General features: G+C 26.5%; 12 protein-coding genes. All 12 read left to right on the forward strand.

All coding sequences use genetic code 11. The features are described 5' to 3' along the window. Positions 1–9 precede the first annotated feature (9 nt). The 12 genes from H8891_RS02670 to H8891_RS02725 all read left to right on the forward strand — a co-directional run bounded on the left by H8891_RS02670 (position 10) and on the right by H8891_RS02725 (position 13,681). A complete protein-coding gene (locus tag H8891_RS02670) occupies positions 10–1,509 on the forward strand; it encodes a CotH kinase family protein (RefSeq protein WP_187005082.1) in 1,500 nt (499 codons plus the stop codon). A gap of 15 nt (positions 1,510–1,524) precedes the next feature. Further along, positions 1,525–3,627 carry a hypothetical protein gene (locus H8891_RS02675; RefSeq protein WP_187005083.1) on the forward strand — a complete coding sequence of 701 codons (2,103 nt, stop codon included), beginning with the start codon at positions 1,525–1,527 and terminating at the stop codon, positions 3,625–3,627. Positions 3,628–3,640: 13 nt separating this feature from the next. After that, the gene (locus H8891_RS02680; protein WP_187005084.1) at positions 3,641–4,777 is read left to right on the forward strand and encodes a HEAT repeat domain-containing protein; all 1,137 of its coding nucleotides are present in this window, start codon (positions 3,641–3,643) and stop codon (positions 4,775–4,777) included. Beyond that, positions 4,771–6,204, forward strand: coding sequence for a glycosyltransferase family 2 protein (locus H8891_RS02685; protein WP_187005085.1), 1,434 nt, complete (start codon positions 4,771–4,773; stop codon positions 6,202–6,204). The genes H8891_RS02680 and H8891_RS02685 overlap by 7 nt, the downstream gene beginning before the upstream one ends. Before the next feature lie 265 nt (positions 6,205–6,469). After that, positions 6,470–7,141: an N-acetylmannosamine-6-phosphate 2-epimerase gene (locus tag H8891_RS02690; protein ID WP_187005086.1), complete on the forward strand. Its 672-nt coding sequence runs from the start codon at positions 6,470–6,472 to the stop codon at positions 7,139–7,141. Between the two features lie 40 nt (positions 7,142–7,181). Then, positions 7,182–8,075, forward strand: a complete 894-nt coding sequence (locus tag H8891_RS02695) for an N-acetylneuraminate lyase (protein ID WP_147545257.1) — start codon at positions 7,182–7,184, stop codon at positions 8,073–8,075. A gap of 69 nt (positions 8,076–8,144) precedes the next feature. After that, positions 8,145–9,647 (forward strand): sodium:solute symporter, encoded by a 1,503-nt coding sequence (locus H8891_RS02700; protein WP_187005087.1) that lies wholly within the window; start codon positions 8,145–8,147, stop codon positions 9,645–9,647. A gap of 11 nt (positions 9,648–9,658) precedes the next feature. Continuing rightward, positions 9,659–10,111 carry a YhcH/YjgK/YiaL family protein gene (locus H8891_RS02705; protein WP_187005088.1) on the forward strand — a complete coding sequence of 151 codons (453 nt, stop codon included), beginning with the start codon at positions 9,659–9,661 and terminating at the stop codon, positions 10,109–10,111. A 50-nt stretch (positions 10,112–10,161) separates the two neighbouring features. Continuing rightward, on the forward strand, positions 10,162–10,965 hold the full coding sequence (locus H8891_RS02710; protein ID WP_187005089.1) for a sialate O-acetylesterase: 804 nt from the start codon (positions 10,162–10,164) through the stop codon (positions 10,963–10,965). Positions 10,966–10,991: 26 nt separating this feature from the next. After that, a complete protein-coding gene (locus H8891_RS02715; protein WP_187005090.1) occupies positions 10,992–11,891 on the forward strand; it encodes an ROK family protein in 900 nt (299 codons plus the stop codon). A 4-nt stretch (positions 11,892–11,895) separates the two neighbouring features. Then, the gene (locus H8891_RS02720; RefSeq protein ID WP_147545246.1) at positions 11,896–12,741 is read left to right on the forward strand and encodes a MurR/RpiR family transcriptional regulator; all 846 of its coding nucleotides are present in this window, start codon (positions 11,896–11,898) and stop codon (positions 12,739–12,741) included. A gap of 145 nt (positions 12,742–12,886) precedes the next feature. Beyond that, positions 12,887–13,681 (forward strand): PIG-L family deacetylase, encoded by a 795-nt coding sequence (locus tag H8891_RS02725; RefSeq protein WP_187005091.1) that lies wholly within the window; start codon positions 12,887–12,889, stop codon positions 13,679–13,681. Positions 13,682–13,972: the final 291 nt, after the last annotated feature.

Genomic DNA, 13,972 nt, shown 5'->3' on the forward strand with positions numbered 1-13,972 from the left:
TGATACTTTATGATAAAAGATATATTTAGAAGTCTTGTAGCAGTTATGTTTTTATTTTTAGCATTAGTAGTTGTAGCGTATTCAAGCAACCAAAAAGAATTATTAAAAAAAGAACATAAAAAAGTAAATCCACTTACAAATTACTACGAAGGCAACTTACTAAATAAAAATTATAATCTTCCAATAGTAGTTATAGATACAAATAAAAATACTATTAAAAAAGGTGAAGAAACTACTGGAAAGATTCAAATATATGATAATAAAAATGGGTTAAATAATTTAAAAATGGAACCTCAAACTGTAAGTTATGCTAGCTTTAAAGTAAGGGGAAACAGTACTAGTAAGTATCCTAAAAAGCAGTTTAGTATAAAACTTTTAAATAAAAAAGGCAAAGAAAAAGAAGAAAGTATTTTAGGAATGCCAAAAGATGCTAGTTGGGTTTTAAATGCACCTTTTGCAGATAAATCGCTTATGAGAAATTATATAACCTTAAATGCTTCAAGTCATATAATGGGATATGCCCCTAAGGTAAGATTTTGTGAAGTATTTGTATTAGATGATGGTAGTAATAATATAAAAAAAGAAGACTACCAAGGTGTTTATATGATGATTGAAAAAATCAACAGGGGAGAAGATAGAGTAGATATAACTAAAACATTAGAAAATAGAGATGAAACAAGCTTTATACTTGCAAAAGATAGACAAAAACCTGGAGATATACCAATAGACACATATGGAAAAGAAACATATATCTACAATAATGGTATTAATATAGAATATCCTAAAAAGGATTTAACACCTAAAAAATATGAATATATTCAAAACTATATAAATGAATTTGAAAGAATGCTTTACTCAGATAAGTTTAATGACCCACTTGTAGGATATGAAAAATATATTGATACAAATTCATTCGTAGACTTTTACATTATAAATGAGTTTTTCAAAAATACAGATGCAGGAATATATAGTACTTATTTTTATAAGGATTACAATGACAAAATGAAAGCAGGACCAGTATGGGACTTTAACCAATCACTAGGAAACCATACAGAAGATATTGGTGATCCATTTGAATACGAAGGCTTTTTTATGAATCAAAGACCTTGGTTTGATAAATTAATGGAAGATAAAAAGTTTGCTGACAAAGTAGTTAGAAGATATAAGGAATTAAGAAAAACTTACTTAAGTGATAAATACTTAATAGAAGAAATAGATAAAGCTACAAATATATTAGGAGATTCAGTTGATAGAAACTTTAGTAAATGGCCTATAAGCCTAGCTAATCAAGCTTCGGTATTTGAAGAAAATGAGTCGATATCAAGAGAATATTCTTCTGATAGTAGTAAATACAAAGACTTCCTTGAAAAAAATAAACACTTAATAAAATCTACCCACGGTAAAGCTAAATCTTATGATAAAGAAATAGATTTAATGAAAAAATTTATTATAAATAGAGGCAAGTGGATGGATCAAAATATAGATAGTCTTAGTAAATGGGCAAGTTAATAGGAGTGAAATGATATGAAGAGATTTTTAGCTATTTGTATAGTAATATTTATATTAATTATAAATTCAATAGGAAATAGTATTTCAAATAAATCTACACCAGATGATAACACCTACTTTACTAAGACCCAAGGAAAAGATATCTATATAGTTAAAAATAATGAGTGGGAAAAGTTAGAAATAGTAGGAGTAGATTTAAACTCAACTAAACCCGGAGCGTTTCCAAATGAAAATAAAGTAGCTGAAGAAGAATATAAAAGATGGATAAAAGATATCTATGATATGGGAGCAAACTGTATAAAGGTTCCAAATTTAATGAATGAAAACTTTTATAGTGCTTTAGAAGAGTTTAACAAAGATAAAGAAACTCCTATATATTTAATGCAAGGTATATACTTTAATGAAACTTTACTAAAAAACGGACAAGACCCTCAAGGTAAAAAAATAAAAGTATCTTTTAAAGATAATATAAAGACTGTTATAGATTCTGTACATGGAAATCCATATAACCTTAATAAACAAGATATATTTCAAGGATATACAACTGATGTTTCAAAGTATGTAATAGGATATACCTTAGGTATAGAGTTTGCAAAGCATGACTTAATATACACAGAACTTATGAATAAGAAGGTTCCATATAACGGTAAATATTTATATACAAATTATAAGGCATCCTCATTTGAATCTTATATGGCAAAAATGGGAGATTATGCAGTAAGCTATGAATTTAAAACTTATAAAAAGCAAAGTTTAATAAGTTTTATAGGATCAGCTGCCCATTATATATCAAGTAGTAGTACAAATAGTATTAATAAAAGTATATTATCAACTAAAGACACTACAGATCATGGTATAAAAGATTATTTTAATGTTGAGAATATAAAATCTAAAAGATCATTAAAAACTGGTGTAATAGCTACTTACAATATATATCCATCATACACAGATGTAAAAGAATATCAAGATAATATTGGTGAGTATTTTAAAAAGATAAGAGATTATCATAAAATACCTGTAATAATAGGCGAATTTGGAATACCTTCTAGTAGATCTGGAGGAGATTTTAATAAGGATATAAATAAAGGCTATATAACTGAAAAGGAACAAGGGGAAGCTTTGGTAGAAGTATATAAAGCTATAAAATCATCAGGGATAGCGGGTTGTTTTATATTTGAGTTTCAAGATAGTTGGTATGCATCATCATGGAACACAAGAGATTCTAAGATATTAGATAGATCAGCTTACTGGAGTGATGCACAAACTTATAGCCAAAACTTTGGGCTTATGACATTTGAACCAGGGAAGTTAAAAACTACACCTTATCCAGATGATAGTTTAAATGATTGGGAAGAAAAAGATGTTGTAAGTAAAAACAATGATTTAAGCTTATCTTTAAAAAGTGATGAAAAATATTTATATTTCATGGTTAAATCAAAAAATAAAATAGACTTAAAAAAAGATGATATATATATAGACTTAGATGCAACACCTAAATCAGGATCAACTAAAAGTACACAGTATAACTTAAACTTTAATAATCCTGTAGATTTTATTATAAGAATAAATGATTTAAATAATTCCATGGTGGCAGTTCATGAATATTATAATGGATTTAATTTTTATGAAAATAAAACTTTATATGAACAAAGACCGGACTTAATGGATCATACGCCAAATATGGATTATTTTTCACCTATATTTATAGCAACAAGACCTAAAATGTATGTTGAGTCTTTAAAACAAACACAAGAAAAATTAACTTATGAAACTGGAAAACTAGTTAAAGGAAACGCAAATCCAAATAGCAAAGACTTTAACTCGGTTGCGGATTATTATATAGGAGATAACTATGTAGAAGTTCGTATACCATGGGGGCTTTTAAATTTTATGGATCCTTCAACTAAACAAATAGAAGATGATTTTTACAAAGAATTTAAAACCAAGCCTTTAAAGATAGATGATATAAAGGTTGGAGTTACACTAAAAGAAGAAGAGAAAACATTAAGTAGATTAAATAGTGTAACTTATAATTTAGATGGATGGATGATGCCTAAATACCATGAGAGATTAAAACAATCTTACTATATAGTAAAAGATGAGTTAAATAAAAAATAAAGAGGGAAATATTATGAAAAATATAGCTAATATATATATAATATTAAGCTTTTTCATGTATATAAGTTTCTGTTCTATTATGTATATGATAGTGAAAAATAGGATTAATCTCAGATTTAATAAAAAGTTAGAAAAAATAAGACCAGCATTTAAAGCTGAGGTTTTAAAACAACTAAATTATGTAAAATCTAATGAAGCTATATCTAAAATGGATATAGCTTATATTAGAGAAAAATTAAACAAAAAATCTTACAATAGAGTTTTTAATGATACCTTAGAGGAATTTAATAAAGATAAAGAAAATCATAAATACACAAAAATATACATGGAAAACTTTGAAGATATTATTATAAAAAGTATCAAAAGGTACAAAAGAAAAGATAAAACACTAAAAGCTTATTTAGCTAAACTTCTTGGAGAGTATAGAATTAGTAATTATGAAATAAGTGAATTTTTACTTAGTTGCTTAAATACTAAATCTATGTATTTAAGAGTTTTGTCCTTAGAATCAATAGCTAAAATAGGAAATATAAAGACCTTTGGAAGTGCAATTGAGTATATTTCTAAGGAAGGTAAATATACAAATAATAAAGTTTTTACAGATATATTAAATCAATTTGGGAATGACAAGTTCTCCTTAGACAAATATTTAATATCCAAGTTTGAAACATTTAATGAAGATGTACAAAAGGTAATCGTGGATCATTTTAAAAATAATAAAACCGAATTTGCTAAATACAAATTACTAAATTATTTAGATAAAGATATAAGCAAAGAAGTAAATATAAGTATAATAAGATATTTTTCTAGTATAAAGTATGAAAAAGCTAAAGATAAAATAATAGAACTTTTAAACAGTAAAGACTGGGAATATAGAGCTGTTTGTGCAACAGCTCTTAAAAATTACAAATGTGAAGAAAGTAAAAATGCATTAGTAAAAAGTATAAACGATAAAGACTGGTATGTAAGATATAATTCAGCGATGACTATACTTAGGTTTGCTGATTACAACTTAATATATGATTTATTATTAGAAAGTGATGAATATGTAAAAGACATACTTTTTTATGCCATGTTTGTAAACAATAAGATATCTTATGATGAATATCTAAGAAGATCAGGAAAGGCAGAGGTAGAATATCAATGTTAAAATTAATAATAGACTATATGAATATGTTTTTTATGTACTATGTATTGATATATGCTATATTGTTTTTCATATCTACTATATTTGCTGTATTAGAATTAAATGAAGAAAAACGTAGAAAACAATACTTAAATGAGCTATCTCTAAAAAGTGATGACAACTATATACCTGTATCTATACTAGTACCTGCATACAATGAAGATAAGATGATCATTGACTGTATAAAATCACTGTCATATTTAGATTACCCGGAATATGAAATAATAGTAATAGATGATGGTTCTAAGGATAATACATCTAAAGTTGTAATAGAGGATTTTAATTTAAAAAGAGTTCCAAGACCTATAAGGACTCTAGTAAAATGTAAAAAAGAAGAGTATATATATGAAGGTACAATAAACGATAAAATAAAGCTTACATTAGTAAAAAAAGAAAATGGAGGTAAAGCTGATGCACTAAACATGGGCATCAATATATCTAAATATCCACTATTTACATCACTAGATGCAGACTCCATTCTTCAAACCGATTCGTTAAGTAATATTGTAATGCCATTTATGGAAGATGATACGACAATTGCTGTTGGAGGAAATATAAAGGTTGCTAATCAAGTTGTTTTAGATAAAGGTAAGATAATAAAAGTATTACCTCCAAAAAAATTTATTACAATATTTCAAACTATTGAATACTATAGAGTATTTTTGACTACTAGAGTTTGGTTCAATAGTTTTAATGGGAATTTAATAATATCTGGAGCTTTTGGACTTTTTAAGAAAAATTCAGTTTTAAATATAGGAGGATACGATACAGATACAGTTGGAGAAGATATGGACCTTGTAGTAAAACTACATTCTTTTTATAGAAAAAATCAAATACCTTACAATATAAAATACGAACATGAAGCTATATGTTGGTCACAAGTACCAGAAACCTTAAAGGATTTAAGCGGACAAAGAAGGCGTTGGCATATAGGACTTATTACAAGTTTGAAAAATCATAAATATATATTTTTAAATCCAAAGTATGGGATAGTCGGTATATTTTCCTTTTTATACTTTGTAGTGTATGAACTATTCTCTTGTATTATAGATGTATTTGGGTTGATTTTAATACTTGTATCTTATTTTGCGGGACTTCTTAATATGGAGTTTTTAGTTGTTTTCTTAATAGTATACATTTTTTATAGTGTTATAATATCTATAACATCAATAATTCTAGAAAATTATATGTTTAAACATATACCAAGTCTAGCTACATTACTAAAATTAATGCTTTTTGCGGTACTTGAAAGCTTTGGATACAGGCAGTTGTGTTCTTGGTATAGAATAACTGGTTTTATAGGCTATAAAAAAAGAAAGAATCAATGGAGCAAAATAAGTAGAAAAAAACAAAATAGAGTTAACTATATAAATAAAGATAAGAAAAAATAAAAGTCAATAAATATAAATGAAATAAAATTACCATATTCAGAAAATTTATTTGGTAAAATTATGAAATAAATTTTCTGAATATCATTAAATCTCAAATTAAACACACCAAAATAAGGACAAATCATTCTTTTTTTCTATAAAAAATCCATAAAAATAAAAAAATATATAAAAATAAAATGAAAATTTATTGCAATGGATAACGTTTTCGTGTATTATAAAAATATAAACAAAGAAAATAAATTTCATAAAGGGTGGGAGAAAATAAATGCTAGATATTATAAAAGATAAACTAATAGTATCTTGTCAAGCTCTAGAAGATGAACCACTACATAGTTCTTTCATAATGGGTAAAATGGCAAATGCAGCTAAAATAGGAGGTGCAGTTGCTATAAGAGCACAAGGAGTAGAAGATATTATAGAAATAAAAAAAGTAACAAATTTACCAGTAATAGGGATTATAAAAAGAAATTATGAAGACTCACCAATATATATAACACCAACAAAAAAAGAAATAGATGAACTACTAAATACAAACTGTGAGATGATAGCAATAGATGCTACAAATAGAAATAGACCAAATAATGAAAATCTAAAAGAACTTATAAATTACATAAAATCAAATAATGTATTAGTTATGGCAGATATATCAAATTATGAAGAAGCAATTAAAGCTTATGAATATGGAGTAGACTGTATATCAACTACTTTATCAGGATACACACCATATACAAAAAAATTAGAAGGACCAGATTTTGATTTAATAGAAAAATTAGTAAAAGAACTAGATATACCTATAATAGCAGAAGGAAGAATAAATACTCCTGAAGAATTGGCTAAAGCATTAAGTATAGGGGCATATTCAGCAGTAGTAGGTTCAGCTATTACAAGACCACAACTTATAACAGAAAAGTTTACAAAAGCAATAGCTAAAAATTAAAAATATTAAAAATCAAAATAAAATATGGGAGGATAAGAACATGAAAGGGATTTATTCAGCTTTATTAGTATCATTTGATGAAAATGGAAATATAAACGAAAAGGGGTTAAGACAAATAGTAAGACATAATATAGACGTTTGTAAGGTAGATGGTCTATATGTAGGTGGTTCAACAGGTGAAAACTTTATGTTATCAACTGATGAAAAGAAAAGAATATTTGAAATAGCTAAAGATGAAGCTAAAAACGATATTAAATTAATAGCACAAGTAGGATCAGTTAACTTAAAAGAAGCAGTTGAACTTGCTAAATTTGCTACAGAATTAGGATATGATTCATTAAGTGCTGTTACACCTTTTTATTATAAATTTGATTTTGAGGAAATCAAACACTACTATGAAACAATAGTAAATTCAGTAGATAATAAAATGATAATATATTCTATACCATTTTTAACTGGTGTAAATATGAGTTTAGACCAGTTTGCTGAGTTATTTGAAAATGAAAAAATAATAGGGGTTAAATTTACAGCAGCAGATTTCTACTTACTAGAAAGAATGAGAAAGAGATTCCCAGACAAGTTAATATATGCAGGATTTGATGAAATGATGTTACCAGCAGTTGTTTTAGGAGTAGATGGTGCTATAGGTTCAACATTTAATGTAAATGGTGTTAGAGCTAAGCAAATATTTGAACTAGCTAAAAATAATAAAATAGAAGAAGCTAGAGAAATACAACACATAACAAATGATTTAATAACTGATATATTAGGAAATGGATTATATCAAACTATAAAATTAATACTTGAAGAACAAGGGGTAGAAGCAGGATATTGTAGACAACCTATGAAAGAAGCAACTGAAGAAATGAAACAAAAAGCTAAAGAAATGTATAATAAATATTTTGTAAAAGAATTAGATAAAGTAAATGCTTAGTGTTTAACAATATTAATAATGGGCTATCAATTAAATTTTGATAGCCTTAAATATAAGGGGGACATGAATATGGTAGGGTTTACAGGCATCGATTTTGCCGTACTAGCAATTTATCTATTAGCAGTGTTACTAGCTGGACTATTCTTCTCAAAGAAGGAAATGAAGGGAAAAGAGTTCTTCAAAGGTGATGGAACAATTCCTTGGTGGGTAACTTCAGTATCTATATTTGCTACATTACTAAGTCCAATATCTTTTTTATCACTTGCAGGTAACTCATATGGTGGAACTTGGATATTATGGTTTGCACAACTTGGAATGTTTATAGCAATACCTTTAACAATAAGATATTTCTTACCATTATATGCAAGACTTGATTTAGATACAGCATATCAATACTTAGAAATAAGATATAAAAGTAAAGGTCTTAGAGTTTTAGGAGCTTTAATGTTTATAATATATCAAATAGGTCGTATGTCAATCATCATGTACTTGCCATCAGTAGTTTTAGCAGACCTTACAGGGATTTCGGTAAATGTACTTATAATAGTAATGGGAGTAATTGCAATAATTTATTCATATACAGGTGGTTTAAAATCAGTTTTGTGGACAGATTTTATACAAGGAGTTGTACTTATAGTAGGGGTTACAGGAACACTATTCTTCTTAATTAGTAATATTAATGGAGGATTTGGGGAAGTTATGTCAACTCTTACAGATGGAAAAAAATTCTTAGCTAATAATGAAGTAATGTTTAATCCAAATATATTTTCAACAAGTGCATTTATAATATTTGTTGGTGCTGGACTTAATACATTCTCATCATATATATCAAGTCAAGATATAGTTCAAAGATTTACTACAACAACAGATGTAAAACAATTAAAGAAAATGACTTATGGAAACGGAATACTATCTATGGGACTTGCAACAGTATTTTATTTAATAGGAACTTGTTTATTTGTATTTTACACTCAAAATCCAGAACTAGCTCAAACTGTTAAGCAAGACCAAATATTTGCATCATATATAGCATATCAATTACCAGTAGGTATTACAGGTATATTATTAGCAGCAATATATGCAGCAAGTCAATCAACATTATCAACTGGACTAAACTCAGTAGCAACAAGTTGGACATTAGATATACAAACACTTATATCTAAAGATATGAGCTTTGAAAAGCAAACTAAAATAGCACAATATATATCTTTAGGAGTAGGTATTGTAGCTATAGGAGTTTCTATGATACTTGCAAATGGAGAAATAAAATCAGCATATGAATGGTTTAATAGTTTTATGGGATTAGTGCTTGGAGTTTTAGCTGGAATATTTGTACTTGGAGCATTTAGTAAAAAAGCTACTAAATTAGGTGCATATGTAGGGTTTATAGTATCAGCTATACTTGTAGTATTCTTAAAGTACAATGTACCAGACGTAACTTCTTGGGCATACTCACTAATAACAATAACTACATCTGTGGTTGTTGGTCAAATAGTTAGTTTAATTCAAATAAAAGTAAGCAATGTAAAAGAAAAGGTTACAGAAGAAGCAACAGTACACTATGAAGCTTAGGGGGAAATAATATGATATTTGGTAATGTAAATCATGTAAAAACCTATTCAAATTTGAATAAAGATATAATTAGATGTTTTGAATATGCAAAAGATAATAATCTTTTAGATTATGATAAAGGAAGCTATGAAATTGATGGTGAAGATATATTTGTAAATATAGTAGAATACGAAACTTGTAAAAGAGAAGATAGATTTTGGGAAGCTCATAAAAAGTATATAGATATTCATCTTATGTTAGATGGATGTGAAAGAATAGATTTAAACTTTATAGAGAACTTAAATCAAAAGGAATATGAAGAAGAAAGAGATTTTCTACCTCTTGAAGGTAAAAATAATTCATACGTTGATTTAGACAAAGGAGATTTTCTTATTTGTTTTCCAGAAGATGCTCATATGACAGCAATAGAAGTTGATAAACCACAAAATATAAAGAAAGCTATCTTTAAAGTAATAATTAGATAGGTAAAAAAGGAGAATAGTTTTCTATTCTCCTTAATTTTTTAGGAGGATATATGCAAAATATAGATGTATTTTTATTAATAGGTCAAAGTAATGCAAGGGGAGTTGGAGATAAAGATGATAGTGAAATCCCAAATGAAAACTGCTTTGAGTATTTAGGTAATAATGAAATTATAAAAATGAGATGTGAACTTGAAAAATCTGAAGGATGTGGAACTATAGCACCTGCTTTTTCTAATAGATGGAATGAAGTTACAAAAAATAAAGTGTGCTTTATTCATGAAGCTAAAGATGGATCAAGAATAAAAAATTGGAATCATGATGCAAATAAGTTTTTAGATGATGCTATAATTAAATTTAACAAAGGTGTTAAGTTAATAAGTGAAAAATATGAAATAAAAAACAAATATGTAATATGGATACAAGGAGAAAGTGATGCAAAATACGGAAGTGACCCAATATATTACAAAGAAAATTTAAAAGATATTGCCAATAGATTAAAAGATGAATGTAATATTGATAAAATGTTTGTAAGTTTAACAGGTTATTGGCTAGGTCACAAAGATTACTTTACTAGAACAAAAAAAATAGCAGCAGCTCAATTTATAGCATGTAAAGAGTGTGATATTTTAAGCTTAGGAAGTAATAGAGCAATGACTTTTCATGATGAAAATCTAACTATAGATGATGTTCATTACTCTCAAATAGGTTTAAATATATTAGGAAGAGATTTAAGTGATAATATTTTAAAATACAATGATAATAAAAAAGATATAGAATTAAAAGATACTATAGACTTAGAAAAATACAGAGAATATATATATAAATTAGAAAAATTACAAAATGATTACATATAAATTTAACGACAATTGGGGGAATTAACATGAAAAACTTTATTTGCATAGATGTAGGAGGAACATCTATAAAATATTCAGTTATAAAAGAAGATGGAAATATAATAACTAAAAATAGTATGCCTACAGAAGCTATTCAAAAAGGTGGAACTGGAATACTTCAAAAGATAAAATCAATAATAAGAGAATATAAAAAAGACTATGATATAAGTGGAATTGCAATATCTACGGCAGGAATGGTAGACTCAAAAGAAGGTAAAATATTATATGCACTTGAAGATTTAATACCAAATTATACTGGAATTGAAATAAAAAAAGAAGTTGAAAAAGAATTTAATATATTGTGTGAAGTTGAAAATGATGTAAACTGTGCAGGCCTTGGAGAAATGTGGCTAGGAGCTGGAAAAGGCTCTAATTCTTCAGTGTGCTTAACTATTGGAACTGGAATTGGAGGTTGTATAATAATAGATAACAAACTAATACCAGGTTTTAGCAATAGTGCAGGAGAAGTCGGATATATATATATAAATGGAAAAAGTTTTCAAGATAGAGCATCTACTAGTAGCTTAATTAAGAGGATAGCAAAGAAAAAGAACATGAACTATATGGATTTAAATGGTAAAATAGTATTTGAATTAGCAAAAGAAAATGACAAAGATTGTTTAGAAGAAATAGATAACATGGTAAAAGATTTAGCAATTGGAATATCAAATATATGTTATATAATAAATCCTCAAGTAGTAATACTAGGTGGAGGAATAATGGCACAAGAAGAATTTTTAAAGCCTAAAATAGAAAAAGAACTTAAAAATACATTAATAGAAAGTATATATAAAAATACGAAATTAGAGTTTGCAAAACAAAAAAATGATGCAGGTATGTTAGGTGCATTATACAACTTTTTACAAAAAAGGGATAAGGTAGAATGATATTATGAATATATTAGAAAAATTAGAAACACCAGATTTTAAAGCCACAAAATCGGATAAACTACTTATAGATTATATAAAAAATAATTTAGATAACTTTTCTTATAAGCCTATTTCACAAATAGCAAAAGAAAGTAACCTAGGAGAATCAACTATAACAAGGTTTGCAAGAAAGATGGGATTTTCAAGTCTTCAAGATTTTAAAGTAACTCTTACTAAAGAAGTATCTACAATTAGTAATAAAAAAGAAAATATTATAAATAATAATATAGAGAATGATGAACCAGTTTCTGAAACAGCTAAGAAGTTATTAAGTTCAAATATAAATATACTAAGTAAAACTGTAGATATAATACAAAATGAAGATATATGTAAATGTGCAGATTTAATAATTAATGCTAGAAGAATATATTTTATAGGAATTGGATATTCAGGAATAATAGCACAGGATTCTAATTACAAATTTATGAGAATAGGTTTAAATTGTAGTAGTTTTGATAGTAGCCATACTATGATAATGATGGCATCTATTATGGAAAAAGGTGATTTAGTAATAGCTATATCTCACTCAGGTGAGACGAAAGAAATTATAAAAGCTGTTAATATGGCTAAAGAAAATAATGTAGATGTAATTTCTATAACAGAAAATAAAGAATCAAATTTAAAAAGTATATCAGATGTCAATTTAGGTTATATATCTCAAGAAACTTTACTTGAAACTGGATCTATATCATCTAAGTTAGCTCAGTTTTTTATAATAGATCTTGTATATACACAAGTAGTTAAACAAAAATTCAAAGAATCACTAGAAAGAAAAGTAAAGACAACTAAAGCTATAAAACTTCTTTAATTAGAGATTTTTAAAGTAAAATGTAACAAATTTGTGTCAAAATTATCTACAGTCTGTATTTATATAGAAAATTATGCTAATATATACACTTAGTACAAAAATATGACCGTTTTCGACAAAAAATAAAATACTAGGTGGTGACAATTTGAAAAATAAAAACATTAAAATAATTTTTAGCATACTTTTAATTTTGGTTGTAGGAATTACAATTAAGACTTTAAACACTCAAAATACTCAAAGTGAAAAAACATTACGCAAAAGATTTAAAGATCATGTTGTATTTTACCCTCAACATCAAGATGATGAAATTTTATGGGGTGTGAGTGCTATTTCAGACGCAGTAAAACAATGTGGTGCTAATAATGTATATGTTGTACTAGTTTCAGATGGATCAGGCGTTAATGTTTTTAATCAAATACCTAGATTTAAAGGTATAACTAGAAAAGAAAAAGAAATTCTTAGAAACAATGAATTTAAAGCTGCTTTACATGAATTAGGTGTTAAAGACAGTAATATAGTAATACTTGCAGATGAAGCTGAAAAACCAGGTACTCATTATGACCTTATGGAAAAAACTATATTAAAATTTGAAAAAGAACTAGGAGATGTTACTCAAGTAGCCCATCACTATAGATATGATAATCATATAATGCATAGAAAAAATGGTCAAGTTCTAAAAAAGCTTAGTGATGAACATAAAGTAGCAGATGCTAGATATTTTATCAAACCTGAATATTTAGAATATATACCTAAAGACAAAAGAGATATTTACAAATCAGAGACTAAAGAAGAAAAAGATAAGTCTAAAAAAGCTATTGATCAATACAAAATTGTAAATGAAAAAGAGCAAAGATTTGGAATAGGATATACTTCAACTCACAGATACTTTGATCATTTATACAGTGATCCTAATTATACATCTGTACTAAGCTTTTATTAATAAAATTTAATAAAAATAAAAAATATTTAAAAAGCTATCTTAAAAATAGTAAAAATAAACTAAAAGGTAGAATGTATACATTGATATCATCTGCTTTTGAATACCTTTTTACTATTAAAAAATAAGATAGCTTTTTTTATTGTTTTAAGTAAAAAATCTTTAATTTAGAGGAGATAAATAAGGACTTCGATTTGCAAAAGAAACAACTCTATGTTACAATCAAGTTGCTTCAAGAAAAAACTTAATGCATTAACAAAGTTGTTACTTTGATTTGAAAATATAAATAATAAA

The sequence above is a fragment of the Paeniclostridium hominis genome, from assembly GCF_014306135.1.
Classification (GTDB): Bacteria; Bacillota; Clostridia; order Peptostreptococcales; family Peptostreptococcaceae; genus Paraclostridium; species Paraclostridium hominis.

Excerpts from the sequence above, each read along its gene's own strand:
- H8891_RS02705 (WP_187005088.1), top strand. The coding sequence starts at position 9,659 with ATGATATTTGGTAATGTAAATCATGTAAAAACCTATTCAAATTTGAAT.
- H8891_RS02680 (WP_187005084.1), top strand. The coding sequence starts at position 3,641 with ATGAAAAATATAGCTAATATATATATAATATTAAGCTTTTTCATGTAT.
- H8891_RS02675 (WP_187005083.1), top strand. The coding sequence starts at position 1,525 with ATGAAGAGATTTTTAGCTATTTGTATAGTAATATTTATATTAATTATA.
- H8891_RS02710 (WP_187005089.1), top strand. The coding sequence starts at position 10,162 with ATGCAAAATATAGATGTATTTTTATTAATAGGTCAAAGTAATGCAAGG.
- H8891_RS02690 (WP_187005086.1), top strand. The coding sequence starts at position 6,470 with ATGCTAGATATTATAAAAGATAAACTAATAGTATCTTGTCAAGCTCTA.
- H8891_RS02695 (WP_147545257.1), top strand. The coding sequence starts at position 7,182 with ATGAAAGGGATTTATTCAGCTTTATTAGTATCATTTGATGAAAATGGA.
- H8891_RS02715 (WP_187005090.1), top strand. The coding sequence starts at position 10,992 with ATGAAAAACTTTATTTGCATAGATGTAGGAGGAACATCTATAAAATAT.
- H8891_RS02700 (WP_187005087.1), top strand. The coding sequence starts at position 8,145 with ATGGTAGGGTTTACAGGCATCGATTTTGCCGTACTAGCAATTTATCTA.
- H8891_RS02685 (WP_187005085.1), top strand. The coding sequence starts at position 4,771 with ATGTTAAAATTAATAATAGACTATATGAATATGTTTTTTATGTACTAT.
- H8891_RS02670 (WP_187005082.1), top strand. The coding sequence starts at position 10 with ATGATAAAAGATATATTTAGAAGTCTTGTAGCAGTTATGTTTTTATTT.
- H8891_RS02720 (WP_147545246.1), top strand. The coding sequence starts at position 11,896 with ATGAATATATTAGAAAAATTAGAAACACCAGATTTTAAAGCCACAAAA.